At 68.1% G+C, this 23,180-nt stretch carries 27 protein-coding genes and 3 pseudogenes; 14 read left to right on the top strand and 16 right to left on the bottom strand.

The annotated features are described in order from the left end of the window. Window positions 1-224: 224 nt before the first annotated feature. Window positions 225-1,157, top strand: a complete 933-nt coding sequence (locus ACFXJ8_RS34575) for a tyrosine-type recombinase/integrase (RefSeq protein ID WP_379648225.1) — start codon at window positions 225-227, stop codon at window positions 1,155-1,157. A gap of 342 nt (window positions 1,158-1,499) precedes the next feature. Here the strand turns inward: ACFXJ8_RS34575 and ACFXJ8_RS34570 are convergent, their stop codons facing one another. Then, a complete protein-coding gene (locus ACFXJ8_RS34570) occupies window positions 1,500-2,255 on the bottom strand; it encodes a DinB family protein (protein WP_379648224.1) in 756 nt (251 codons plus the stop codon). A 96-nt stretch (window positions 2,256-2,351) separates the two neighbouring features. On the opposite strand from ACFXJ8_RS34570, the gene ACFXJ8_RS34565 reads away from it, so the two are divergent. The 4 genes and pseudogenes from ACFXJ8_RS34565 (at window position 2,352) to ACFXJ8_RS34550 (ending at window position 5,749) form a co-directional block, all read left to right on the top strand. Beyond that, on the top strand, window positions 2,352-2,921 hold the full coding sequence (locus ACFXJ8_RS34565) for an ArsR/SmtB family transcription factor (protein ID WP_379648222.1): 570 nt from the start codon (window positions 2,352-2,354) through the stop codon (window positions 2,919-2,921). A 4-nt stretch (window positions 2,922-2,925) separates the two neighbouring features. Next, the gene (locus ACFXJ8_RS34560; RefSeq protein ID WP_379648220.1) at window positions 2,926-4,053 is read left to right on the top strand and encodes a winged helix DNA-binding domain-containing protein; all 1,128 of its coding nucleotides are present in this window, start codon (window positions 2,926-2,928) and stop codon (window positions 4,051-4,053) included. 132 nt (window positions 4,054-4,185) lie between these two features. Next, a pseudogene (locus tag ACFXJ8_RS34555) lies at window positions 4,186-5,055 on the top strand (SDR family NAD(P)-dependent oxidoreductase); the annotation flags it as partial. A gap of 385 nt (window positions 5,056-5,440) precedes the next feature. Next, the gene (locus ACFXJ8_RS34550; RefSeq protein WP_379648219.1) at window positions 5,441-5,749 is read left to right on the top strand and encodes a hypothetical protein; all 309 of its coding nucleotides are present in this window, start codon (window positions 5,441-5,443) and stop codon (window positions 5,747-5,749) included. On the opposite strand, the gene ACFXJ8_RS34545 is transcribed toward ACFXJ8_RS34550, so the two are convergent. Continuing rightward, window positions 5,746-6,582 carry an MBL fold metallo-hydrolase gene (locus tag ACFXJ8_RS34545; protein ID WP_379648217.1) on the bottom strand — a complete coding sequence of 279 codons (837 nt, stop codon included), beginning with the start codon at window positions 6,580-6,582 and terminating at the stop codon, window positions 5,746-5,748. The two genes, ACFXJ8_RS34550 and ACFXJ8_RS34545, sit on opposite strands and share 4 nt — an antisense overlap. A 75-nt stretch (window positions 6,583-6,657) precedes the next feature. Between ACFXJ8_RS34545 and ACFXJ8_RS34540 the strand changes: the two genes are divergently transcribed. Continuing rightward, window positions 6,658-7,155 carry a winged helix-turn-helix transcriptional regulator gene (locus tag ACFXJ8_RS34540; RefSeq protein WP_379648216.1) on the top strand — a complete coding sequence of 166 codons (498 nt, stop codon included), beginning with the start codon at window positions 6,658-6,660 and terminating at the stop codon, window positions 7,153-7,155. 341 nt (window positions 7,156-7,496) lie between these two features. Here the strand turns inward: ACFXJ8_RS34540 and ACFXJ8_RS34535 are convergent. Further along, window positions 7,497-7,616, bottom strand: a pseudogene (locus ACFXJ8_RS34535) (hypothetical protein); the annotation flags it as partial. Between ACFXJ8_RS34535 and ACFXJ8_RS34530 the strand changes: the two are divergent. Further along, window positions 7,558-7,935, top strand: coding sequence for a hypothetical protein (locus ACFXJ8_RS34530; protein ID WP_379648279.1), 378 nt, complete (start codon window positions 7,558-7,560; stop codon window positions 7,933-7,935). The pseudogene ACFXJ8_RS34535 and the gene ACFXJ8_RS34530 sit on opposite strands and share 59 nt — an antisense overlap. On the opposite strand, the gene ACFXJ8_RS34525 is transcribed toward ACFXJ8_RS34530, so the two are convergent. The 7 genes and pseudogenes from ACFXJ8_RS34525 to ACFXJ8_RS34495 all read right to left on the bottom strand — a co-directional run bounded on the left by ACFXJ8_RS34525 (window position 7,932) and on the right by ACFXJ8_RS34495 (window position 12,496). Next, window positions 7,932-8,198 (bottom strand): hypothetical protein, encoded by a 267-nt coding sequence (locus tag ACFXJ8_RS34525; RefSeq protein ID WP_379648214.1) that lies wholly within the window; start codon window positions 8,196-8,198, stop codon window positions 7,932-7,934. The genes ACFXJ8_RS34530 and ACFXJ8_RS34525 overlap by 4 nt on opposite strands. Before the next feature lie 558 nt (window positions 8,199-8,756). Continuing rightward, complete coding sequence (locus tag ACFXJ8_RS34520; protein WP_379648212.1) at window positions 8,757-9,188, bottom strand: DUF4158 domain-containing protein; 432 nt, start codon at window positions 9,186-9,188, stop codon at window positions 8,757-8,759. A 182-nt stretch (window positions 9,189-9,370) separates the two neighbouring features. Beyond that, window positions 9,371-9,646, bottom strand: a complete 276-nt coding sequence (locus ACFXJ8_RS34515) for a hypothetical protein (protein ID WP_379648210.1) — start codon at window positions 9,644-9,646, stop codon at window positions 9,371-9,373. Window positions 9,647-10,040: 394 nt separating this feature from the next. Beyond that, window positions 10,041-10,556 (bottom strand): annotated as a pseudogene (locus ACFXJ8_RS34510) (DNA-directed RNA polymerase subunit beta); the annotation flags it as partial. Window positions 10,557-10,934: 378 nt separating this feature from the next. Beyond that, window positions 10,935-11,207: a DUF1905 domain-containing protein gene (locus tag ACFXJ8_RS34505; RefSeq protein ID WP_379648208.1), complete on the bottom strand. Its 273-nt coding sequence runs from the start codon at window positions 11,205-11,207 to the stop codon at window positions 10,935-10,937. Continuing rightward, window positions 11,200-11,820 carry a maleylpyruvate isomerase family mycothiol-dependent enzyme gene (locus ACFXJ8_RS34500; protein WP_379648275.1) on the bottom strand — a complete coding sequence of 207 codons (621 nt, stop codon included), beginning with the start codon at window positions 11,818-11,820 and terminating at the stop codon, window positions 11,200-11,202. Before ACFXJ8_RS34500 ends, ACFXJ8_RS34505 begins: the two co-directional genes overlap by 8 nt. Before the next feature lie 424 nt (window positions 11,821-12,244). Then, a complete protein-coding gene (locus ACFXJ8_RS34495; RefSeq protein WP_379648206.1) occupies window positions 12,245-12,496 on the bottom strand; it encodes a hypothetical protein in 252 nt (83 codons plus the stop codon). A gap of 476 nt (window positions 12,497-12,972) precedes the next feature. On the opposite strand from ACFXJ8_RS34495, the gene ACFXJ8_RS34490 reads away from it, so the two are divergent. Then, entirely contained in the window at window positions 12,973-14,370 is a 1,398-nt protein-coding gene (locus ACFXJ8_RS34490; protein ID WP_379648204.1) for a hypothetical protein, read from the top strand. Between the two features lie 198 nt (window positions 14,371-14,568). On the opposite strand, the gene ACFXJ8_RS34485 is transcribed toward ACFXJ8_RS34490, so the two are convergent. The 4 genes from ACFXJ8_RS34485 to ACFXJ8_RS34470 all read right to left on the bottom strand — a co-directional run bounded on the left by ACFXJ8_RS34485 (window position 14,569) and on the right by ACFXJ8_RS34470 (window position 17,146). Beyond that, window positions 14,569-15,810, bottom strand: a complete 1,242-nt coding sequence (locus ACFXJ8_RS34485; RefSeq protein ID WP_379648202.1) for a serine hydrolase domain-containing protein — start codon at window positions 15,808-15,810, stop codon at window positions 14,569-14,571. 325 nt (window positions 15,811-16,135) lie between these two features. Next, window positions 16,136-16,525, bottom strand: a complete 390-nt coding sequence (locus ACFXJ8_RS34480) for a DUF1048 domain-containing protein (RefSeq protein WP_379648200.1) — start codon at window positions 16,523-16,525, stop codon at window positions 16,136-16,138. Between the two features lie 2 nt (window positions 16,526-16,527). After that, window positions 16,528-16,857, bottom strand: coding sequence for a PadR family transcriptional regulator (locus ACFXJ8_RS34475; protein WP_379648199.1), 330 nt, complete (start codon window positions 16,855-16,857; stop codon window positions 16,528-16,530). A 163-nt stretch (window positions 16,858-17,020) separates the two neighbouring features. Further along, entirely contained in the window at window positions 17,021-17,146 is a 126-nt protein-coding gene (locus ACFXJ8_RS34470; protein ID WP_379648197.1) for a hypothetical protein, read from the bottom strand. A 42-nt stretch (window positions 17,147-17,188) separates the two neighbouring features. Here ACFXJ8_RS34470 and ACFXJ8_RS34465 point away from each other — a divergent pair, with 42 nt between their 5' ends. From ACFXJ8_RS34465 to ACFXJ8_RS34455, 3 genes are all read left to right on the top strand, one after another. After that, window positions 17,189-17,599: a hypothetical protein gene (locus ACFXJ8_RS34465; protein WP_379648195.1), complete on the top strand. Its 411-nt coding sequence runs from the start codon at window positions 17,189-17,191 to the stop codon at window positions 17,597-17,599. 51 nt (window positions 17,600-17,650) lie between these two features. Further along, entirely contained in the window at window positions 17,651-17,845 is a 195-nt protein-coding gene (locus ACFXJ8_RS34460) for a hypothetical protein (protein ID WP_379648193.1), read from the top strand. Window positions 17,846-17,978: 133 nt separating this feature from the next. Further along, a complete protein-coding gene (locus ACFXJ8_RS34455) occupies window positions 17,979-18,314 on the top strand; it encodes a hypothetical protein (RefSeq protein ID WP_379648191.1) in 336 nt (111 codons plus the stop codon). A gap of 31 nt (window positions 18,315-18,345) precedes the next feature. Here ACFXJ8_RS34455 and ACFXJ8_RS34450 read toward each other — a convergent pair whose 3' ends face one another. Beyond that, on the bottom strand, window positions 18,346-19,194 hold the full coding sequence (locus tag ACFXJ8_RS34450) for a TetR/AcrR family transcriptional regulator (RefSeq protein WP_379648189.1): 849 nt from the start codon (window positions 19,192-19,194) through the stop codon (window positions 18,346-18,348). Window positions 19,195-19,271: 77 nt separating this feature from the next. On the opposite strand from ACFXJ8_RS34450, the gene ACFXJ8_RS34445 reads away from it, so the two are divergent. Continuing rightward, on the top strand, window positions 19,272-20,381 hold the full coding sequence (locus ACFXJ8_RS34445) for a fatty acid desaturase family protein (protein WP_379648188.1): 1,110 nt from the start codon (window positions 19,272-19,274) through the stop codon (window positions 20,379-20,381). Next, complete coding sequence (locus ACFXJ8_RS34440; RefSeq protein ID WP_379648186.1) at window positions 20,378-21,904, top strand: MFS transporter; 1,527 nt, start codon at window positions 20,378-20,380, stop codon at window positions 21,902-21,904. The genes ACFXJ8_RS34445 and ACFXJ8_RS34440 overlap by 4 nt, the downstream gene beginning before the upstream one ends. Here ACFXJ8_RS34440 and ACFXJ8_RS34435 read toward each other — a convergent pair. Then, window positions 21,901-22,437, bottom strand: a complete 537-nt coding sequence (locus ACFXJ8_RS34435; RefSeq protein WP_379648184.1) for a TetR/AcrR family transcriptional regulator — start codon at window positions 22,435-22,437, stop codon at window positions 21,901-21,903. The two genes, ACFXJ8_RS34440 and ACFXJ8_RS34435, sit on opposite strands and share 4 nt — an antisense overlap. A gap of 400 nt (window positions 22,438-22,837) precedes the next feature. Here ACFXJ8_RS34435 and ACFXJ8_RS34430 point away from each other — a divergent pair, with 400 nt between their 5' ends. After that, entirely contained in the window at window positions 22,838-23,179 is a 342-nt protein-coding gene (locus ACFXJ8_RS34430) for a YciI family protein (protein WP_379648182.1), read from the top strand. Window position 23,180 lies beyond the last annotated feature (1 nt).

Below are 23,180 nucleotides of genomic sequence, written 5' to 3'. Positions count from 1 at the left end.
GGGCTGTGCGCCCACCGGTCGGACAGCAGGCCGGGGACGGGCGCGGTCCCCGGCAGTGGGGGTGGCCCGCGCGCGCAGGCCGTCGAGGGGTCCCGGTAGCAAAGGAAACTTCCAACGAAGTAGCACATGAACTGCGGTAACAGAGAGCCCTGCGGCTGAGGTCTCGCGCACGTTATCCGGTACATCGCCCAGGCCGGCACTGCGACCGCCGCGCGGCGGCCGGCTTGAGCGCCGGGCCGAAGGTCACCGCCCTTCAGGGTGGAGGCGTCAGCCTCGCCGCGGCCGCCGACGCCTTCCTCGCCACCCCGCGCACGGCCAACCCCAACACCCACCGCGCCTACGCCTCGGCCATCGACCGCGTCACCGCACTGCTCGGCCGCGACAAGCCGCTCGCCGACGTCACCGACACCGAGATCGGCGCCGCGCTCAGCGAACTGTGGGGCGCGAGCGCGGCGGCGACCTGGAACCGCAACCGCGCCGCCGTCACCTCCTGGCTGCTCTGGTGCCAGACCAAGAAGCACCGGGCCGCCCCGTCGGTCCCGGCTGAGGCCGAACGCCGCAAGGAGAGCCCCGACGAGACTCGCGCGGTCGCCAAGACCACCATCCACCGGCTGCTGTCCTGCCGCGACATCCCGCTGCGCGAGAGGACGCTGTGGCGGATGCTCTATGAAACGGCGGCCAGAGCGGCCGAGATCCTCGCCCTCAACGTCGAAGACCTCGACCTGGAGCACCGCCGCGCTCCCGTCCGTTCCAAAGGCGGCGCCATCGAGTGGGTGTACTGGGACAGCGGCACCGCCCACCTGCTGCCCCGGCTGCTCCGACTCCTTCGGCTGCCCGACGGCAGCACGCGCACGCACGGTCCGCTGTTGCTGTCCGAACGCCGCCCGGCGGCCGCCGACATCTGCCCGCACACCGGCCGCGCTCGCCTCGGTTACGACCGCGCCCGCGTCCTGCTGGAGAAATACGCCGGGCTCGATCTGCACCAGCTGCGTCACAGCGCCGCCACCCATCTCGGCGAGGCCGAGGTCCCGCTGCAGCTCATCATGGGCAAGACCCGGCACAAGAACCCCCGCACCGCCATGCGCTACGTCAAATCCGGCGCCGAAGCCATCGCCAAGGTCACCGAGGTCCTGGCACCGCGTCGCCGTACCCACTGATCAACTGACTGGCGGCTTGCCGGAGCTATATGAGTTCCGGACCATCACGGACCGCTAACAGGCGAAGAAGCCACAGGTCGCTACCGCTAACTTCTGCACTCAGTACGAAGGCCGGCTGCCGCAAAACCCCGGGGCTCCTGGTCTGATGGAGGCGCAGACCAAGTAACGGCGAAAGGGAAGTGGCCTGGTCGCGGCAGGTGTGCGCGCGAGGTTTACGGCTCGAACATCGAGGGATGGCCCGGCGCGATAACGAATACTGGGCCGTTTCCGCAGGGTTAAGGAGCCGGGAGTAGCAGCACGCGATGCGGCTGGAGGTCATTTCCGCCCGGGGTCAGCGCCAGTTCAGGCACCGACCTCGAGCACGGCGAGGTCGCGCACCGCATAACGGTGATGCTCGGCCTCTTCCTCCAGCACCACCTTGAGGCATCGGCGCACGACGTACTCGTGGTCGGGATACGGGTCCGCCGGCTTGCGACCGCATACCCGATCGAGCTCGGCCTCGGTGAGCCCGTCGACGACACGCCGCATCGTGGCCATGCGGGCGAGCCGCGGCGCGAGCACCTCGTCGAGCGTCGGGGTGGCTTCGAGGGCGAGACCAAGCTTCGCCGTCGCGTCGGGCGGCATCCCGCCGCCGGGGAGGCCCAACGGGTGGTACGGCGCTTCCTCCTCCAGCACGGCATTGCCGAGCCAGGCATCGCCGGCGAACAGCAAGTGCCGTTGGGTCTCGACCAACGACCACTCGCCGTTGACCTGCTCGTGCAGCTTGGCCTCGGGCAACAGCCTGGCGCGGTCGAGCGTCGCCGCCCACAGCGTCTCGATGGCATCCCAAGCAGCCCGATAGTCGTCGGGGGACGCGGCGTCACGCGCAAGCACCCGCGTGGGGTGCTGCCGGTCAAGCTCGGCCTCGACGTAGGCGGTCACGTCGACGTCGTTGACGACGAGACGCTCGAAGTTGCCACCGAGGTAGACGTCGCTCCCATAGCAGTCGACGATCTTCAGACCGCTGACCTCGCAATCGCGGATCTCCAGACCGGCAAGGTCGCACAGGTGGATGCGGGCACCACGGAACTGGTCACTCTGGGCGTACTCAGCAGTCATTGAGGCAGTATCCCGCACCCGTCCGATCTCCGGCATGAGGCCGCCTCCTATGAACCAGATGTCCCGAACAGTCGAAGATCGTAGATTAATCTGGATATGTCAATCAATGTTCCAGACTACGAGCTCGCCGACACGATCATGCTCACCACTCCGGAGCAGGTCCGGGCCATCGGCGATCCGCTGCGGACCACAATCCTTGGCCTCCTGCACGAGCGGGCCGCGACCGTGACCGAGCTGGCCACCGCGGTCAAACGGCCCAAGAGCACGGTCGCGCACCACGTCAACGTTCTGGCCGAGGCCGGGCTGCTGTACGTGGTACGGACCCGGCGCGTACGGGCGATCGACGAGCGCTACTACGGCCGTACGGCCCGGATGTTCTACGTCGGCGTCGGCCAAGCTCCGGGCGGCGGCCCGCTGCCGCTGGACTTCAACGACTTCGAGGTCGCGGCCAAAGAATCCGCCGCGGCCTATCAGGCTCACCAGCTGTACGCGTTCATCCGGCATGCCCGCATCTCGCCGGATAGGGCCACCGAGTTCTGGCACCGGATCAAGGACCTCGTGAAGGAGTTCGACCTGATGCCTCGCTCCGGTGAGACGACCTACGGATTCGCCGTCGGCCTGTATCCCATGACGGACTATCCGACCCTGCCGGTCGAGGAGGAATGACGGCATGCTCACCGCGCGCGAACTCAACCGGTCCACCCTCGCCCGCCAGTTGCTTCTGGGGCGGGAGGCCCTCGATGTCGCCGAGGCGGTGCGCCGGGTGGTCGCCCTGCAGGCGCAACATGCGGCTTCGCCGTACCTGGCCCTATGGAATCGGGTCACCGCGTTCGACCCGGGCGACCTGGACGCGGCCTTCGCCGACCGCAAGATCGTCAAGGCCACGCTCCTGCGGATCACGCTGCACGCCGTTCACACCGACGACCACCCCCACATCCATGAGGCGATGCAGCCCTCGCTGCGCGGCGCCCGGCTCGGCGACCCGCGCTTCACGCGCAGTGGCATCACCCCGGCCGACGCTGACGCACTGGTCGGCGACCTGCTGGCCTTCGCGGATCAGCCCCGGTTCGCGGACGAGATCCAGTCATGGATCGAAGAACGGCTCGGCGTTCCACCGAAGGGCGTGTGGTGGGCGCTCCGAACCTACGCGCCGCTCCTGCACGCGGCCACGGGAGCGCCGTGGTCGTTCGGCGCCCGCCCGGCCTACGTCGCCGCCGGAATCCTGCCGACGCTCGGAGCGGAAGCCGACCAGGCCCTGCAGACGCTGGTCCTGCGCTATCTGGAGGGGTTCGGCCCGGCATCGGCTCTCGACGTGGCGCAATTCGCGCTGGTGACCCGGAAGCGCGCCCGCGGCGCGATAGACGCCCTCGCGGGCACACTCCAGCGGCTGACCGGGCCGGACGGCTCGGAGTTGTTCGACCTGCCAGGCGCGCCTCGCCCGGCCGAGGACACGCCCGCCCCGGCACGGCTGCTGCCCATGTGGGACAACGTCCTGCTCGCCCACGCCGACCGCAGCCGGGTCATCCCGCCGCAGTATCGCAAGCTCGTCACCCGAACCAACGGCGATGTCCTGCCGACCCTCCTGGTCGACGGCTATGTCGCCGGCGTGTGGCGGCCGGCCGAGGATGAAATCGAGGCCACCGCGTTCCATCCGTTGCCCGGCCAGGTGTGGGACGAGCTGGCCGCCGAGGCGCAGGCGCTGGCGGCGCTCCTGGCCGACCGCGAGCCGGGGGTCTACCGCCGCTATGACCGCTGGTGGTCCGATCTACCCGGTGCGGAGGTACGGATCCTCCGGTAGATGGCCCGCTGGTAAGAAATCGCGGCACACGGCCCAGACGAGTAGTGTCGCTCCAGCTCATGGTGCGCGCGAGCGTGCCACCCGCCGAGGGCCGGATTTGGTCCGTGACCGGCCGCCGGCGAGCGCCCCGCACGCGACATCGTCGCCGACAACAGGCAGGTACATGTCGCCGTGCTGGACCTCGCCGACCAGGTGTCGGTGGCGGCGTTCGCCGCCGCCTGGCAGGGCCCTCTGCACATCCTGGTCAACAATCATGGGGGCCCGCTGACCCGGACTCCGGACGACTGGGAGCTGCATTTCGCCACCAACCACCTGGGCTACTTCGCGCTGACCACCGCCCTGCACCCGGCGCTCGCCGCGGTCAGCTCCTCACAGCTTCGCCTCTCTCCGGTCGCCTTCGAGGACCTCCGCTTCGAGCGGCGCCCCTACGACGCGCACGCCGCCTACGGGCAGTCGAAAACCGCCAACGCGCTGTTCGCGGTCGAGGCCAGCCGGCGATGGGCCGGTGACGGCATCACCGTCAACGCCGTCATGCCCGGCGTGGCCCGCACCAACCTGATGCGCCACGTCGACCGTGACCTGCTGGCACGGTTCGAGGCGAGCGGCGCCCCCGCCCTGCCGTGGAAGACAGCAGAACAAGGAGCGGCAACCCCGGTTCTTCTCGCAACCTCGCCGCTGCCGGCGGGCATCGGCGGCCGCTACGTCGAAGACGGCAACGAAGCCGAGCTGCTGCATCCGGGCAACCCCCACGGACGCGTCGCCGCCTACGCACAAGACCCAGGCCAGGCCGCACGCCTCTGGCAGGTCTCCACCGAGCGGCTCGCCTACTATCCCGTCCGCTGCCGATGGCCGACGTACCGCGCCGGCCATCACCGCAGACCGAGAGGCCCCACCCCGGGGCGGCTCAGGGCGTCAATCCCAGCTCACGTAGCTGCGCGGGCCGCAAGGGCCGCCAGCCGCTGGTGTCGAGCTTGGCCAGCTCCGCCTCAACGTCCACGTTGATGACGCCGAAGAAGTTGATGTTGTCGCTGTGTCCGGGCGAGATGTGCGACAGGATCTCGTCGCTCAGATCCACCCAGGTCGCCGACCTCCGTTGTGGATCACTCAACCGGACAATGGCCTATTATCCGGTAAATCGGCGACGAGGGCGGAATTGTCGGTACCCCTTGCGACACTCAACCTGTCCGATAACAAGGCATAGTTGCACGGCTACGAGCAGCAGGCGAGGCGACGACCGACGACGGCGAGCACCCCAGCTACTTCAGCCCCTCGGCCCTGGCCGACGAGGTCGGGCTGGCCCGGTGGCAGTTCGAGCGCGCCGAGGCGGCCGGCATGTTGCCCAAACCGGGACACGCCCGCGGCTGGTTGCCCCGACCAGCTTGACGAGGTGCGCCATCTGGTGCCCGCGACCGTCAAGAAAGTCGGCGCCGACCGGTGCGCGGATCGGCTCGGCGAGCGCCTTGGCCTGGACGTCGAGCCCGCCGACATCAGCACCCTCGCCGAGGCGGGCCACCTGGCCGTGGCCGACGTGTTCGAGAAGAAGGGCCGCTCCTACGACCTGTACGCACTGGCGGACATCGACGCCGTGACTCCCGGGCAGGTGCGGCCGGTGATCGAGAAGCGGGCCGAGGGGCTGGACCGGTCGCTGTCCCTCGACGAAGCCGCGGCTCGCCGGGCTGGCACTACCGCGAGCTAGCCGGGCGTCCCGTCGCGCTCGCTTCGTCGGGCGAGGCGCTGTGCTTGCCCGTCGTGCACATCGCTTACCCACTCCCAGCCGGGCTTAGCCGATGGGCCGACCCGCGGGTCACTGGGAACATGGCCCTCACGCAAGGCGAGCACGTACGCCCGATCCCGCTCGATCCGTGCGTGTACCTGATCAGCTCCGCCGACCGACCCGTGGCCAGGGACGACGACATCAACATCGCCCGCCACGCCCTCCAGCAGCCGCAGCGCGGCGAGGTAGTCCTCGATCGGGTCCGCGGTGCCGTTCAAGTCGAGCATCGGAATCAAGACATCAGAAAGCATGTCCCCGGCGACGAGAACCCCGCGTTCCTCGATGAACAGCGCCGCATGGCCCGGGGCGTGCGCCTGATGCTCGATGATCCGGACTTGAGGGCCATCCCACGGAATCTGCGCCGTCTCAGCGGGCAGGGCGGTGATGAGGCCGTACAGGTCCAGCGGGACCTGCTCGGCGATGCCCGTCGGTTCCAGGTGGGCGGATATCTCGGCCTTCGCACCCGGGTCGGACAGCTGATCCCGGACAGTGGCCGCGCAGCGCGCCGTGCCGTAACGAGGGGCCGCGCCGAACTGGGCGTGCCAGAGCAGGTGATCCCAATCCGGATGCGTCGAGAAACCCGCCACGACGGTCTGGCCCAAATGGGACAGGTCGCTCGCGAGGCAGGCCATTTCGTGGTCCTGCACCCCGGGGTCGATGAGCAACACGCCGGCGCGGCCATGCACGACAACGGCGTTGCTCTGCACGAACTCGCTCTCGTGGACCAGCACACCCTCCGCGACCTGCCTCAGCACGGTGGCCCCTTCCGCTTGTGATTTGCAACCGCTCGTCGAGACGCTAGTACCCGGCGGTGGTAGATTGCAAGCACTATGGGCGAAGCGTATGAGCCGCGCTCGGGGTGCCCGATCAACGCCGCCATCGAGGTGTTCGGCGATCGCTGGAGCCTGATCGTCCTCCGCGACCTCGTCTTCGGAGACCGCCGCTATTTCCGAGAGCTGCAGGCCAACTCAATCGAGGGGATCGCCTCAAATATTCTCGCCGACCGACTCAAGCGACTCCTCGAGTCGGGACTGCTCACCCGTGAGGACACGCGAGCCGGCCAGCGGGCGCGCTACAGCCTGACCGAACCCGCGATCCAACTCATACCCGTGTTCGCGCAGCTGGGCAGCTGGGGACTTCGCCACCGACCCACGAGCAACGCGCTGAACGCTCGCGCCGTGCTGCCTGAACAAGGCGGCCCCGCGCTCTGGCAAGAGTTCATGGACGAGCTTCGCCGCGAGCACCTTGGCTCCAAACTCCCAGCGCGATCACCGAGTGTTCGCCAGCGCCTGAACGCGGCCAACCTCGCTGCCACCAACTCCTCGTAGCTGCGCCAGGCCGTCGGCCATGTCCCAAGGAGGAACGGCATACGGGACCACTCCGCGCGGCCGCCCGAGTGCGCAAGATTCGTGTCGATGTCCTGAGTCGTGTCCACGGCTGTCGCGGAACCTTGGTTTTGAGAGTGGCCCCTCGGCCCGTCAGGCGGCGGGTCCGCCGGGCAACAGGGCGCGCGGTTCGAGGTCCAGCCGAGTGGACGGCACCGCGCCGGGTGGGTCCAGGTTCGAGCACGAGGTCGCCGAGCCGACGAATGATATGCGTGATGTACGGGGTGCTTGTTGCCCGCGGGGTAGATCTCGCGCGCGGACACCTTGCCGCGCATGTGCCGGACGACCTCGGCCGGACCGAGATTGGTGCCGTAGGCGCAGGTCGTGGTGACGTAGCGCCCCAGGATGTCGCGAATCTTCGGGTCCGACCCGGACGCCGGGCCGAAGTGGCGGTGCCAGCAGATCAGATACGCGGTGCGGGTGAGGATGTCCAGCAGGCTGCGCGCGGGCAGCCGCTGGCGGATCGCGGCTTCCAACGCGCTCGCCGAGGGCTGCCGATCGGCGCCCTTGCGGCGCTTGAGCACCGGTCGGTCGCCGTCCAGAACCAGGTCGGTGTTGGCCGGATACCCGGTGTCCACCTCGACGGCGGTGCGGGTCAGCTCGTGCCGGCAGGGCGCCACCAAGTCGGCCGTGTCGGTCGGGATGCCGGCCTGGGCACAGAAGTCCACGGCGAGCGGCCGGCACTCGTCCCAGGTCATGAGCTGGGCGTGCAGGTTGGCCTAGGAGTCCGAGCCGGCGACCGCGATGTCCCCGGACCGCAGCTCGGCGGCCAGGTAGGAGAACACGCAGACCTCCAGGTGCCGACGGGCCAGCATCCCCGGCCGCTGCCGGTCACACAGCACCTTGCGCCAGGCGTCGCTGGCGAAGCCGTCGACGTTCACGCTGACCATGGTGTTCTGGCCGTCCACCTCGATCGGGGTGGTCTCCGGAATCCAGTCGCTGCGCCGGTCCCGGTTGGCGCGGGTGAACTCCACCGCGTCCAGCACCGACGCATCCGCTCTGGTGCCTCCAGTTCGATGGCGTCGACCAGGGTGAACAGCACCGGTCGGTGCGAGCGGTAGAACCGCACCAGCAGCGGCAGGTATTTGTTGCCGTGGTAGTCCGACACGGATTCGGCTGCGGTGGCCAGGTCGTCGATGCCGCCGGCGTCCTCCAATGCCTTGAGCACCAGCCGGCCCGTTCGTTCTTCCACGCCCTCGGTGCCCGGACCAGGCCCATCCTCGGCGTTGGCCGGCGTTCCGGCGGTCGGATCGGTAGAACATGGTCGCCACCTCGTCGCGCGCCGTGGTCCGGCACTCGTGCACGAGGCTGATCAGCAGCGTCAGCCGCTTGTCGTCGTTGAGCACCTTGCGCATGTCCGCCGCGTCGGTCACCCGCGCTTCGCCGGCGAAATGCGCGATCTTGCCCGGCGGGATGCGCTCCAACCACGCCTCGGTCGGCCCCAGCGCGTCCAACGCGGCCAGGTGCGCCAGACGGTCCTTGAACTTGCCCAGCGTCGCGGCCTGCGCCGAGTGCTTCAGCCCGATCGAACTCGCTACGCCGGGTCAACCCACAGCATGCGGTCCAGCCGTGCCCGCTGCATCCGGTCCGGCCGGGCCGCCACCGCAGCGAACATGCCGCCGTACCTCGGTACGGATCGAGGCGGTCATCGCGTCCAGCGTGGTGTAGCCGGGTAACTCGCAGCTCTGCCGCACCAACTCGTCCAACGCCACGTTGATCAGGTCCGCCGGGTTGTCCTTGGACTGCACCGCCTTGCGGATCGCCGGATCGGCCACCTCCCGAACCTTGGCCGGCGTGTACTTCCCACCCAGCCGCGTGCGCACGAAGTCCCGGTGCTGCCACAGCGTCCGGTTCGACTCGTGCACCGCCTCCACGGCTTCGGCCACCTCCAACCTGCCGCGCACGTGCTCGACCACCACCGCCGGCACCTCGGCCAGCTTCGGGAAGTACCCCAAACGCTGGTAGCACTTCAGCAACCATCAGCGCCAAGAAATGCTGCTCCGTCGTGGTCTTCGGACGAGCCCACTCGGCCTCGTCCGAGGTGGGCGTGAACGCCTCCGCCAGCTCCCGCGCCGACACCACCCTCTTGAACCGCGGACACGCGGACCGATCAATCGACGCCACCCAGAACCCCGGAAGATCACCCCATAGGACGTGATCACCATAGCCGCACGATCACCGGAGACAGTGTCAGTGCCGTTGACCAGCGACTACCGGCCTTCGCGACAGGTTTCTGGCATATTCCGGTCCCACCCCCTTCAGTCAGGTCGCCGCGGCCCTGCCGGTCGAGTTGCTCGATCAGGGAAGACCTGCCCAGCTGTTCGATCAGCAGCGAGATGTCCATGGCCGTGGCGTCCGGCCTGAGCACTCCGGCGGCATCCACACGGGCCACCAGCTCGCGCATCAGGACCGAAAGGACCTGACGATCATGCAAGTCGAGGGCTCATTCGACATCCTGTGCCCTGGTGCTACATCGGCAAAAGACGCCTTGCGGCCGCCCTCCACGGCCGAAACGACGTGAACGTCATCTGGCGCAGCCTGGAACTCGACCCCGACGGCAGCCCGTCCCCACACTGACGGCCGCGCAGGAGATCGGCTCCTACCAGACGAACGACCCGGCCCGAGTCGCCGCCCGCGTGGCCCACATCCAGGCGCTCGGCGCCGCCGAAGGACTGGAACTCAACCTGCACCGGGCCCGGCCCGTCAACTCCTTCGCAACCACGCTGACCCGCAGGTACTGCAGGCGCTCGGTGTCGCGGCCGGACTCGATCGCGACCAGGTCGGTGAACTCCTGACCGGCGAGGCGTTCGCCGCCGACGTCCGGGCCGACCGTACGCCTCCATGGCCCACACCTCCATCTCACCGAAGCGCTGGCCACCGAACTGCGCCTTACCGCCCAGCAGCTGCTGGGTGATCATCGAGTACGGGCCGGTCGACCGGGCGTGGATCTTGTCGTCGACCAGGTGCAGCAGCTTCAGGATGCAGAAGTAGCCGACCGAGATCGGGTACGGCTCGACGTGGCCGAAGCCCTTGTCGCGCAGCCGCTCGGCCCACGCCTCCTCGATGCCCGAGATGTCCCAGCCGCCGACGGCGATCCACCCGAGGTGGGTCTCCAGCACCTGGCCGACGTTCATGCGACCAGGCACACCGAGGGGGTTGAGGATGATGTCGACGGGCGTGCCGTCCTCCAGGAACAGCATGTCCTCGACGAGAAGGGTCTTGGAGATGACGCCCTTGTTGCCGTGACGGCCGGCGAGCTTGTCACCGTCGGTGATCCTACGCTTCTGCGCGACATGCACTCTCACCAGCTCGTTCACCCCCGGCGGCAGCTCGTCGCCCCTCTCCCAGCACGTCGATCGTGCCCTACGGGACGGTGAGGTCGCTACAGCGAGCGAAGTAGAAGACGGCGCCGTGACGATGGCCGTCAGGATGGGCATGCCGAAGATGATGGTGCGCGTGCTCATCTGCCTGTTCTGACCGACGGCAAGCTCACCGCGGCCGAACTGGCCAGCAGACTCTGGATCAGCCCGGCATCGGTCTCCACAGCCGTCGGCTACCTGACTTCGGGCTCGACGCGCCAGTGGGACGCCGGCTACTCGCAAACGGGACGTTCCACTGTCCCGAAAACTGGCGTCGAGGCTGTCCGGCCTACGGTCGACCTGGTCACAACCGAGCGCATCGGCTCGGGGCGTTCCTCTAAGGAATGTCCGACGACACCCTACCTACGACAACCGATGCGTCAGATGCACGGTCACCTCGTCGCCAAGATCCTTACCGATGACCTTCCGGAACGGCGCACGAAGCGGCATCATGTGTGTTCCCCCGCCGACCGGCAACATTGTCGCCTCATATGCGTGCCCGTCCACGGTGCCCGCCACCTTGACAGCCTTCCCAGTGCCGAAGAAATCCGCCGAACCAGGCATCTGCACACACGGCCAACCACTGTTGGAATCGGGAACGATAGAGGCGGTGAACACCGCGTCGATTTCAACCATGGTGAAATCCTCCATCACGCGTCAGCGCAGGGACACCTGGGCCACTCAGCTCATCGGAACCAAGAGGCCTCCCCGACACCGCCAGCAGAAGCGCCAAAGCCGTGCCGCGCACCTCCGGACCTTCGCCAACGTCGACACTCGCGTCAGTCGCCGTCAAGCGCAATCCATGCGCTCGCTCTCTACCTCCGCCCACCGCCACGCCGGTGCTCAGTTGGTACCGCAGCGCTGCGACGACGTGCGCGACCGGGTAGTCCCTGCCCAGGCCAAGCGGCCGCCGAATGTCTTCTCCGTGCACGAACACCTCAACCAGCCGGGTAACCCTCGGCACCGGAGCACTCGAAGTCCTGCGACTCGCCGCACGAAACGAGGCGAGCGTCAGTTGCGGTTCCCCCGCACGCTCCCGGGCGACTCCCGCGTTGTTGCAGCGGTCGAAGTCAATGCGGGCAGCGGCAAGACGCAGAAAGAAACCCAGCCGGGTGGCCTTGGCGTCATCGACAAGATGAGCCAAGACGTCGTGAACGTCCCAGCCAGGACACAGTGACGGTGTGCTCCACCGCTCGGTCGGGAGGGCTTTGAGGTCTCGGATCAGTGCATCGCGTTCGGCGTGGACCACCGCCCAAATTTCGTTCACGTCCGCCTCTCACTGCAGTAATGACCTGAACTGTACAAGGCATATCCGTACTCACGAGTTCAGTTATGGAATATGCAAGCGTGCCGCGAGCACCCGCGCGCGTCTGACCAAGCGCGCCTCCGGCACTCCCGTGCCGTCCCCTTCATCAAGACGCGTCACACCGTCCTTGGTGAACCCGGCCTTCTCAACGCGGTGGCGTTCGGGGTATAGGCGTAGATGCAGATCATGACCCGGACCCTACAAGATCGCTGCAGCGCACATGTTTGTTGGAGAGAGTCTTTAGTCCTTGAATGGTGGGCGACCGAAGGTCGCCCCGCTGAGTGCCTTTACAAAGTAGATTTCATACGCCGGGGCACATCGGGCAGCACGTCCTCGTACACCACGGTCAGACGTCTGGTCGCCCTCGTCATCGCGACGTACAGGTCCCTGGCGACTGGGCGAGGTTCCCCGCGGGGTCGACCACCACCACCGAGTCGAACTCAAGGCCCTTCGACTGTGTGACCATCAGCGCCACCACACGCGCGTCCAGATCGTCGCTGCCCGGCAACCGCGCCGCCACCGCCGCATGGACGGCATCGCAGGCCACCACCCCGACCCTGCCCTCCCCAACCTCGCCCGACCCGATCGCGATGCGCTCCCTTTCCACCAGCGCCGCCACTCAAAGACGTTCCCTCAGAGCTCTCTGCTCCCGAGAGTGTCCTCAGCCCCAAAGTAGCTGAGTGAATGATCACGATTGCGGTTCGTGGTCGTCACGGAGGGATGAATGCGGCCGGTGGTCAGGGTCTCTGCTTGATCGTGTTCGTGTTGGAGACGGTCTACCGTAAATATTGCCGACGAATTTCAGCCGCATGACACTAGGGCCATGCGGCTGAAATTGAAGGCTAGCGAGCGTTTCCCAGTTCCGGCCCCTGATTGCTCGCGAAGGTCGTACCGCAGAATCCCCGGATTTACCGCCGTGGTAGATATGCCCACCTGCGGGAACGCGCGCTACAGCTACAGGCAAGATCAGGTCTACGCGTTGACTGCCGTAGAGATCTTGACGTTCCATTCCGGATGGCCCCCGTATCTCGAGTAGGGGCTACTCATGTGCCGGGGATCTTGGGTGGTCACACTTGGTGGGAACGGAGGTGGATCATGCGGTATCGGCTTGACCCGGCGGCCGAGGCCGAAGCGGCGCGCGGCAACCTGCTCGGCGGCCTCTACACCGGCGGCATAGCCTCGCTCGTCTTCGCCTACATGACCGGCCGGATTCGAGCGGTGACCGTCGTCGTGGAGATCCCGCGCACCTTCGAGCTCTTCCCCTGGCTGGCCGGCGGCACTGGCCTGGCCTCCGCGCTGTTCGCCGTCGCGCTGGTCGTGCGCGTGGTCCGCTGGCAGATCGCGCTGTCGCAGCGGCGGCAGGCGCGCGATCCGGCCAAGGCGCTGCTGCTGCCGCCCTCGGCCGAGCACGGCGCCGCCCTGCGGCAGTCGCGGCCCGGCCGTACCACGCTGGGCAACGTCGTGCCGCTGGCCCTGCTGTGGGTGGGTTTCCCGTTGGTGATCGTGGCGCTGGGCGCCTTGCTCACGCCCGAGCGGATGGGGTCGCGCGAAGAGGAGGCGATGCTGGTCGCCGCCGTGGGCGGCGGGGCGGCGGCGGTCGTGCTGCTCGTGGTCGGCGTCGACGTCACGCGCCGGCGCCTGCTGGCCAGGCAGGTGCGCGTACTGTCGCAGGACCCAGCCTTCGCCGAGCTGATGCCGCCCGCCACCGCCGTTCTCTCCCGTTACCGGGCGCCGGTCATCCCCGAACTGAAGATCACCTACTACGCGCCGCCCCGGAGCATCGTCTTCGGCCTGCCAAAGGTCAGCACCGCGCGCAACGTCTTCGGTCAGCCGCCGCTGAGCATCGCCTACTTCCGGCTGTTCGAGAACGAGTTGCGGGTGCGTGACTTCGTCAAGGGGGCCTTTCGCCGCTGCGGGTACGTGCACCTGCTGCGCAGCGCCGCCTCCGTGCGCTACTCCGAGCTGGCGCGGATGCGGCGCGCCGGGACGCTCGGGGAGCTGTTCATCGCCTCCGACCGGCGCATGCTGCGCGAGCTCAACGCGCGGCCCCTCGATCCGCTGCCCAGCGGTTTTCGCACCATCAGGGCCGTCGGCGGCAAAGGCGTGCGCGTCTGGGACCGCAAAGGCAGCTACCCCATGTCCGCCTACCTGTGCCACGGCGCCTACTGGAAACGCGCGGTCGACACCTTGCTGGATCTCGCCGACCTCGTCGTCATCGACCTGTCAGGCTTCCAGAAGGAGAACATCGGCACCGGCTACGAACTTCAGCGCGTCATCGACCGCTACCCCATCCACCGCGTGATCGTTCTCGCCGACACCGGCAGCGACACCCGCTATCTGGCCACGCACATCCGGCACGCCTGGTCGAGGATGGCGCCCGACTCGCCCAACGCTGGCGATGGCACCAGAAGCCTGCTGGTCGGCCAGATCGCCGTAGGCGGCCAGGCGGCCACCCACCACTTACTGGCCCACGCGCACAAACGACTGAGGTGATCGACGGTGCCCGCCCCGCGTGCTGAGCTGTCCCCGCCGCCCGCTCCCGGCAACGACCTGGCTCCGGTGATCGAGCTCTACAAGATCGCGGTGGAGATGGCCGACCGGGTCTCGGCCCGGCGCACCCTGGCCAACGCCTTAGGTCAGTCAGTCGTTGGGTCAGGCCCTGGCGGGAGGTGCTCCCCTACATCATCTCTGTCAGTCGTCGATTGCCTGGTAGAGGGTGGTCCAGAAGTCGTGGATGGCCCGCGCCGAATCCGGGGTGGACATCCCGGTCTGGGTGAGCAGGATTCCGACGAGCTGGTTGTCCGGGTCGGCGTATGTAGTGGTCCCGGCTCCGCCGTCCCAGCCGAACTGGCCGATGGGCGCGTAGTCACCACGGTAGGTGCGCACTGTCATGCCGAAGCCCCAGCCGCCGGTCTGCCCCTGGCCGTGTGACAAATGGACGACGCTGCGGGCCCAGGCCTGTAGGGCGACTGTCTGCTCGGGCGTGAGGCGGTTGGTGGTCATCAGCTCGACGGCGGGCCGGGACAGGATCCGCTGGGTCCCGTGCATCCCGTGGTTGAGCAGCATCCGGAAGTAGGCGTGGTAGTCGTCGACGGTCGAGTCGAGTCCGCCGCCGCCTGACTGGAACGCCGGAGGCTTACTGTGGTGTCCCCCTTCGACCTCGTCCTCCACGAGGAACTCTCCGGTCTGCCAATCGGGGGCGTACAGGGGCGGCAGCCGGTCGATCTTGTCGGCGGGCACATGGAAACCGGTGTCCTTCATGCCCAGCGGATCGAAGATGCGTTCGCGCAGGAACGCCTCAAACGACTGGCCGGTGACCCTGGCCACCAGTACGCCGAGCACGTCGTCGCTGACGTTGTACAGCCACCGCTCTCCGGGCTGGTACATCAGCGGGAGCGTGCCCAGGCGGCGCATCCACTCATCCGGCTCCGGTGCCGGCAACAGCCATCCATCCTCCTGGCCGTAAACCCCCTGCTCGAAGAACGCGCCCATCATCGGAGCGGTCCGCGCCGTCATATCCAGTCCGAGCCCGCACGTGGAGGTGAGCAGGTCCCGGACGGTGATCGGCCGCCGCGCCGGCACGGTGTCCTCCAGCGGGCCGTCGGGCCGCGTCAGCACCTTCCGGTCGGCGAGCTCGGGCAGCCACGGATCCACCGGGTCGTCCAGCCGCAGCCGGCACTCATCCAGCAGGGCCATCGTCGCCGCCACCGCGACCGGCTTGGTCGTCGAGGCCATCCGGAAGATGGTGTCGCGGCACATCGGCGCGCCACCGTCATGGCGCATAGTCCCGATCGCTTCGACGTGTGTCTCCTCGCCTCGGCCGACCAGGGCGACGAGCCCGGGGATCTTCCCGGACTCGACATGCCGTGTCAGCACCTCGCGCAGTCTGCGCAGCCCTGCTTCGGAGAAGCCGCTGTTGCCTTGTCCCATCATGAATTTCCTTACCTACAGTGTTCGATACACACACAGTGTTTGATCTTGCGAGACCCGTCCCGGAGTGGCGCTCATGGGCTTTGCCTGGGCTACGCACGAGGGTCGGGGGAGGGGCTCGGCGTGGCCCCGGTTCGCAGCCCCGAGGGCGCAATCGCTGAACCGTTCATGGCATCCACCATCGCCGGCCGCTCTGATACCGGCTGTCGCCGTCTTGGCGCCCCCGCTGACCCGCGGCGAGAAGTAGCCGGCCGGGCACGACCCGCCGCATAGTGCAGACAGTCGATGAAGTGGTGCTCGGCTCCGGGCACGATGAGCTGTGTCGTTATCAGACTGTCGTGTCTTCTTTTCCGGTGTCTTCGCCGGCGGCGCGCGTGATGGCGTCGGTCAGATGCTTCCGCGCACGGGTGGGGACGTAGCCGCCCTCGGTGTAGTTCTGGACGAACGCCTCGGCGAACTCCACCGGGTCCTGCCCGACGATCTCGCGGATCGGCATTCCGTCCGCCGCGGCCTGTTCGAACAGGTCGGCGAGGTCTTCGAACCTCGACGCATCGCTGTCGCCGTCGGTCGGCACGAAGTGCATCATGTACCGCTCGATCGCTTCGACCGCCGTGCGGTAGTTTGGCGGAAGTTGTCTCACGCGCGCCTTGTACTGCCGCCACCGCCGCTTGGGGCCGATCACCTTTGCGAGGAAGCCACTCTTTTCAGCGTCGGACATGGTTACTTGCCTCCTTTGCGGAGCTGTTCGAGCCGTTCTGCGAGGAAGCTCCAGGTCCTCCAGAACTCATCGAGGTGCTCGCGTCCCTGAGCGTTGAGGGAATACACCTTGCGCGGCGGCCCCTTCTCCGACGGGACCTTCTGCACGTCGACGAGGCCGCGCTGTTCGATGCGAACCAGCAGCGCGTAGATGGTTCCTTCGGCGATGTCGGCGAAGCCCTGGTCGCGCAGCGAGGCTGTGATCTCGTAGCCATAGGCGGGCCGGTCGGACAGGAGCGCCAGGACGATGCCCTCCAGCGTTCCCTTGAGCATCTCCGTCAGCTGTTTTCCCATGGAACACCCCCTTTCATCTACTCGGTGTCGCTTACTACCAGTACACAGTAACACTGACTACTGGTACTTAGCAACACCGAATAGCAGAGGTGCAAGCCGAGACCACAAGCATGTGGATGCGGGCGACCCGATCGCTGCTCGTGAGCGAGCCCGTCGGCGCCCCTCAGGAGAGGCCGGGCTGCGTCAGCCCGCCGAAGATTTCGATCCTCGGCTCCGCCGTCGCGGACGCGACGGGAGTATCGGCGACCACGAGCGCGGTCGCGAATGCCGCAATCGCTGAACCGTTCATGGCATCCACCATCACCGATCGCGCTGATACCGGGCCGTTGCCGTGCTGACGCGACCGCTCACACGACACTGCAGCAGACCTGACCACCGCCGGGACCTCCGCCGGCCTGGCGCGCCGCCCGACGACATCGCCGCCGGCCACGTTGAAAACCTCACACCCGAGATTCCTGACGCCCCCTACCCCGGATGGCATGTTCTCGGCCTGCTGTCGGCCGGGGCCGCGCCGCCGGACGACGCCGCCGGGCTGTTCGTCCTGTACGCGGTGCTGCTGCGGGCCAAGGGCGAGGGGGTGAGCGCCGAGGACGTCCATGATGCCTGGTCAGCGTGGATGAGCACACGCGATCCCGAGCACCCGGCGCTCGTCCCCTTCGCCGACCTGCCGCCGTCGACCCGGGCCGCCGACGAGCCTTACGCTGTGGCCATCCGCGCGGCCGCCTCTCAGCGGCGACGGTGACACCGGCCGCCATCCCGTGGCGTCCGGGCTCCAGAGGAGTGCCGGTCGCTGGTGGCCGCGTTCTGCGCCCAGGCCGGGATCCCCGCCGAGGCGCCGGAGCTGACCAAGCACTACCGCGACGAACTCGCCGCCGTCGCCACGGCCGTTGACGCAGGCTATCCCAGCAATACCGACCTGCTCCTGGAGGGCGGGCGACCGGTGCTGGCGCTCCGCTCCCGAACGTGTCCCCAGCCGCCAGGGGATTAGCCGGTTTCCCGACAGGCCACCGACGCGCCCCTCGGCGGCCCGGAAACCCGGACATCGGCGGATCAAACGCCGCACTGGGTGGCTGATTCTGAGGCTGAATTGACGACAGGTAGCCCTTCCTGAGGAGGGTTCGGTGCGGATCATCCACTCCTATTCGTCCACTGCGACCCAGTCCCCGCTACGGCAGCGGCACATCCTCACCGAGGCCGGGCTTCTGGTCCGGACCGGGGGCGTCGCGGAGGGGGTGTCGGAGAAGGTCGTGGAGGTGTGGCGGGCACGGGCGATGCGCAGGTACCCGTCCGACTTTGCCGGCGGCGCTGTGCTGGGTACGCGAGGCGGAGATGATCGACGGCCTGAGTTCCGGCGGGTGCAGGGCAAGCACGGCATCGTGGCCCGGCTCGCCCAGGTGCCCGGGACCTGCCCGAGGAACTCGTCCGGAAGGCGATGTACGGTCGCCCAGCGCGGATGACATATGAGCGGTCGGCGAATGCCCATCGAACTCATGACCCGGACAACAGGCCAACTGCCCGCAGCCCCTCCTCATAGCCCCCTTCGGAACATGCCCAGAATCGCTCGGCGGCATCGATGACGGCCAGACGCTGGCACGTGGTCCACGCCTCGATCATGCACAGCAGGGCGCACCCGTCGGCCGCCCAGATCTCTGGCCTGCCCAACGCGATCACAGCCGCCACTTCCTGCGCCAGCAACTGCGTCTTGGCCAGGCGATCGGTGGAGGACAACCCGTTCACCGCATCCACGATCAACAGGGCTTGACGCAGAGTGAGCGGAGGCATCCGGCGGCACGCCCCCGGGACGGCATGCAGCGCCTCCGTCAGCATTTCAGCGGTGGGAGCCCGTTCCGGATCGATGAGGTGCTGCAGGATCAACCCCGTCAGCAGGGTCAGATAGAAGGCACCGACTGCCCGCTGCTTCGCAGGAGGCAACGTCGCCTCGGCGAGCCAGCGGGCCAGTTCCAGCCGGGCGGTCTCCTGTGCGTCGGCCAGCGCTTGCCGCAGCCGTGGCCGGCGCTCGGCCTGGGCGAAGGCCTCGATGTTGGCCACGAAGACGGGGCGGTGCACGTCAAGCAGTTCGATCGCCCGCTGCCACAGCGTCTCGTACCCCTCGCGTGGCACGTCGTCCGCCAGAGCGTGGCGCAGCTTGTCGGCCCAGTCGGCGGTCGCCTCGAGCATGGTCTCGACCAGCAGCGCGTCCTTCGATCCGAAGTGGTAGCCGATGGAGGCCAGATTGGCGCCGGAGGTCTGGGCGATGTCGCGCGCCGTGGTGTGCGCGTAGCCGCGTTCCTCCAGGCAGCGTGTGGCGCCCTCGATCAGCTTGTCTCGCTCTTTCATGCCGCAAACCCTATCCAAACATTTGTCACAAACATATGTTTTGCACGAGTGTTCTAAACGTGTGTATGGTCTGCGGCATGGCACAAGCAACCGCCACGGCCATGGCCGCGAGCGACTTCAGCCGCCTGTCCAGACGCGTCAGGCAGGCAGGCCTCCTCGACCGCCGTCCCCGCTACTACCTGGTACGGCTCAGCGCGGTGGCAGGTCTCTACCTGGCGGGCACAGCGGCGTTCTTCTGGCTCGGCGACTCCTGGCTTCAGGTGCCGCTGGCCGCCCTGTTCGCGATCGTCTTCGCCCAGGTCGCCCTCGTGCTGCACGATCTGGCGCACCGGCAGATCTTCCTCAGCCGAAGGCCGAGCGAGATCCTCGGCCGCCTCTGCGGCAATCTCGGAATCGGGCTCGGCTACGGCTGGTGGATGAACAAGCACACCCGCCACCACGCCAACTCCAACCACGAGGACCTCGATCCGGACGTCGTGCCCGACGTCCTGGTGTGGTCACAGGAAGATCCGGACGTCGTGCCCGACGTCCTGGTGTGGTCACAGGAAGATCCGGACGTCGTGCCCGACGTCCTGGTGTGGTCACAGGAACAGGCACGCGACAGCCGTGGGCCGGCCCGGCTCATCGGCGGCCGGCAGGCGCTGCTGTTCTATCCGCTGCTCCTGCTGGAAGGACTCAACCTGCGCCTGGGCGGCCTGCGCGCGCTGCGACAGCCCTGGATGAAACACCGTGCTCTGGAAGGAGCCCTGCTCGCCCATGTCGCCCTCTACCTGGGCGCGCTCGCCTGGGTCCTGTCGCCGGGCAAGGCCCTGGTCTTCTTCGCCGTGCACCAGGGGCTGTTCGGCCTCTACATGGGCTGCGTCTTCGCCCCCGGCCACAAGGGCATGCCGACGCTGACCGGGCGGGCCTCCCTGGACTTCCTGCGCAAGCAGGTGCTCACCACCCGCAACGTGCGCGGCGGCCGGTTCATCGACATCGCCATGGGCGGGCTCAACTACCAGATCGAACACCACCTGTTTCCCCACATGCCCACCCCCAACCTGCGCCTGGCGCAACCCATCGTGCGGGCCTACTGCCACCAGCTCGGCCTGCCGTACCACGAAGTCGGTTTCGTGGCTTCGCACAGCGAGGCCCTCCGCCACCTGCACCACGCCGGTGCTCCCCTCCGCGAGAAAGGCCGCTCATGAAAGCCGGACGCAAGCAGTGGATCGGGCTGGCCGTCCTGGTCCTGCCCGTGCTCCTGATCTCCGTTGACCTGCACGTGCTGTCCTACGCGCTGCCGTTCATCAGCGCCAGCCTGGCACCGAGCGGCTCCCAGCTGCTGTGGATCATCGACATCTACCCCTTCATGCTGGCCGGACTGCTGCTGCCGATGGGCACGCTGGGCGACCGGGTCGGACGGCGACGGCTGCTGATGGCCGGGGCGGCGGCGTTCGGCGCCGCCTCCGCAGTCGCTGCCTTCTCGCCCAGCGCAGACCTGCTCATCGTCACCCGGGCCCTGCTCGGGGTGGGCGGAGCCACGCTGATGCCCTCGACGCTCTCGCTGATCCGCAACATGTTCCACGACGACGGCCAGCGCCGCACCGCCATCGCCATCTGGACCGGCGCGTTCGCCGGTGGCGCCATGCTGGGGCCGTTGATGGGCGGCGCGCTGCTGGAGCACTTCTGGTGGGGCTCGGTGTTCCTGGTCAACCTGCCGGTGATGGCGCTGCTGCTGATCCTGGCACCGCTGCTGCTCCCCGAGTCGTGTGACCCCCGCCCGAGCCGGTTCGACCTGCTCAGCGTGGGCCTGTCACTGGGGGCGATCCTGCCCACGATTTACGGCGTCCAGCACATCGCCCAGGACGGCATCGGATGGCTGCCGGTGCTGGCCATCGCGACCGGCCTGGCGCTCGGGGTCGTCTTCGTGCGCCGCCAGCGCTCGATGGCCGACCCGATGCTGGACGTGCGCCTGTTCAGCAGCCGGGCGTTCACCGCCGCCATCAGCACCAACACCCTCGGCGTCTTCGCCATGGTCGGCTCCAGCCTTTTCACCACCCAGTACCTGCAGATGGTCATGGGTGCCCGGCCGCTCATCGCCGGCCTGTACGCGCTGCCCTCGGCCGGCATGGCGATGCTCGCCGCGGGCCTGGCTCCCGCCCTGGTGCGCAAGGTCCGTCCCGGGCTGGTGGTCTGCGCCGGGCTCCTCGTCGGCGCCACTGGGTTCGCGTTGCTGTCCCAACTGGACGTGACCGGCCAGACCGGCCTGCTGATCGCCGGGATCATGCTGATGGCCGGCGGCGTCACCCTCGTGCTGACCGTCTCCTCCGACCTGATCATCGCCACCGCCCCGCCGGAACGGGCGGGCTCAGTGGCAGGGCTGTCGCAGGTGGCCACCGAGTTCGGCGGCGCGCTCGGCATCTCCCTGCTCGGCAGCATCGGCACGGCCGTCTACCGAGGACACCTCGCCGACTCCGGCGCTCCCGCGTCGGCGCTGGACACCCTCGGCGGCGCCCTGGAGACAGCGCGGCACCTGTCCGAACCGGCAGGGATCACCCTGTCCGCCACGGCCCGCGAGGCCTTCACCCAGGGCCAGCACTACGCCATGATCGCCGCCGCGGCGGGTCTTTCCCTGATGGCGCTGCTCGCGCCAGTCATGTTGCGCTCTGTACGGCGTGCGGGCCAGCCGCGGCCTCACCCGGACCGCTCCGGACGGCACGTCATGCGTTAGCCGGCGGCTGCGTCAGCCACCGACCGAATACCGGCGGCCAGGTCGTGGGCCGTCGGGGCGTTGTCCGGATCGATCTGCCATCGCACCAGCAGACCGATGAGCAGCGTCAACAGTACCTGAGCGCCCGCCTCGTCCTGGTGGGGCAGGCGCTGGCCCAGTTCGCGCTGGGCGAGCTCCTGCCCCTCAGCGAGGCGGGCTCGCACTCCGGGGAGATGAGGCGCCTGCGCCAGGGTCTCGACGTTGGCTCGCCACACCATCGGATTGGCTCGGAAGGACTCGATCAGTTCCGCCCAGAACGGCTCGAACCACTCCTGGGAGTCATCTGGGAACGCCTTGAGGACCTCTGCGACCGCTTCTCCGGTCGTCTCGATCATCGCCTGCGCGAGCAGGGCGTCTTTGGAGCGGAAGTGGTAGTTGATCGCGGCGAGGTTGCTGCCGGAGACGGCGACGATGTCTCGGACGGTTGTGCGTGCGTATCCGCGCTCGGACAGGCACTGCTTGGCGGCGGCCAGCAAATCCTCGGGGACTCCCACGCGGGCGATTTTACCAGTGCCGCAAACAAGCGTTTCAAACGTCCGTGGCACCCTCGCGCCTTCCCGCCGGTCTTGGCAGAGCCGATCCACCAGCGGTTTCGTAGGACAGTGGCGGGAGAGGGGTGCTTTTACCCTTGGTGATGACGAGCTTGGCTGCGATGTCGCGCAGGCAGAGGTTCTGCTCGCAAAGGTGGAGGGCGAGGGTGAGCATAGTGTCGTCGGTGACGCTGGCGCCGCCGATGGTGCGGATTCGTGGCCTTCCAGGGTGCGGTCGCGGATGTACTCGCGGGCGGCTACCGGCGCGCCTTCCCGCGCACGTCCTGGAAGATCTTCTGGGGCAGGTGTCGATCCGGCGGCAGCCCGTTCGTGTAGAGGGTGACAAGACATCCAGGAGGTCACCATGAAGCAGTACCTGCTCAGCATCTACCAGCCCGACGGCGAGCCGCCCGCGCCCGACACCCTCGCGGCGATCATGCGCGACGTCGAGGAGTGGGACCGGGAGCTCAAGGCCGCAGGCGCCTGGGTGTTCACCGGGCGCCTGCACCCGGCCGGCACCGCCACCGTGGTCCGCCCCAAGGACGGCGAGCCGCTGCTGACCGACGGGCCGTACACCGAGGGCAAGGAGCACGTCGGCGGCTTCGTCGTCATCCAGGCGCCCGACCTCGACGCGGCCCTGGACTGGGGGCGCAAGGCCAGCCTCGCCACCACCCTGCCGATCGAGGTCCGCCCTCTGGTGGATTGAC

Origin of the sequence: Nonomuraea sp. NPDC059194, from assembly GCF_042754765.1 — a bacterium.
Lineage (GTDB): Bacteria > Actinomycetota > Actinomycetes > Streptosporangiales > Streptosporangiaceae > Nonomuraea.
Note: the sequence above shows the minus strand (reverse complement) of the source record. Positions and strands in the feature narration are given on the sequence as shown.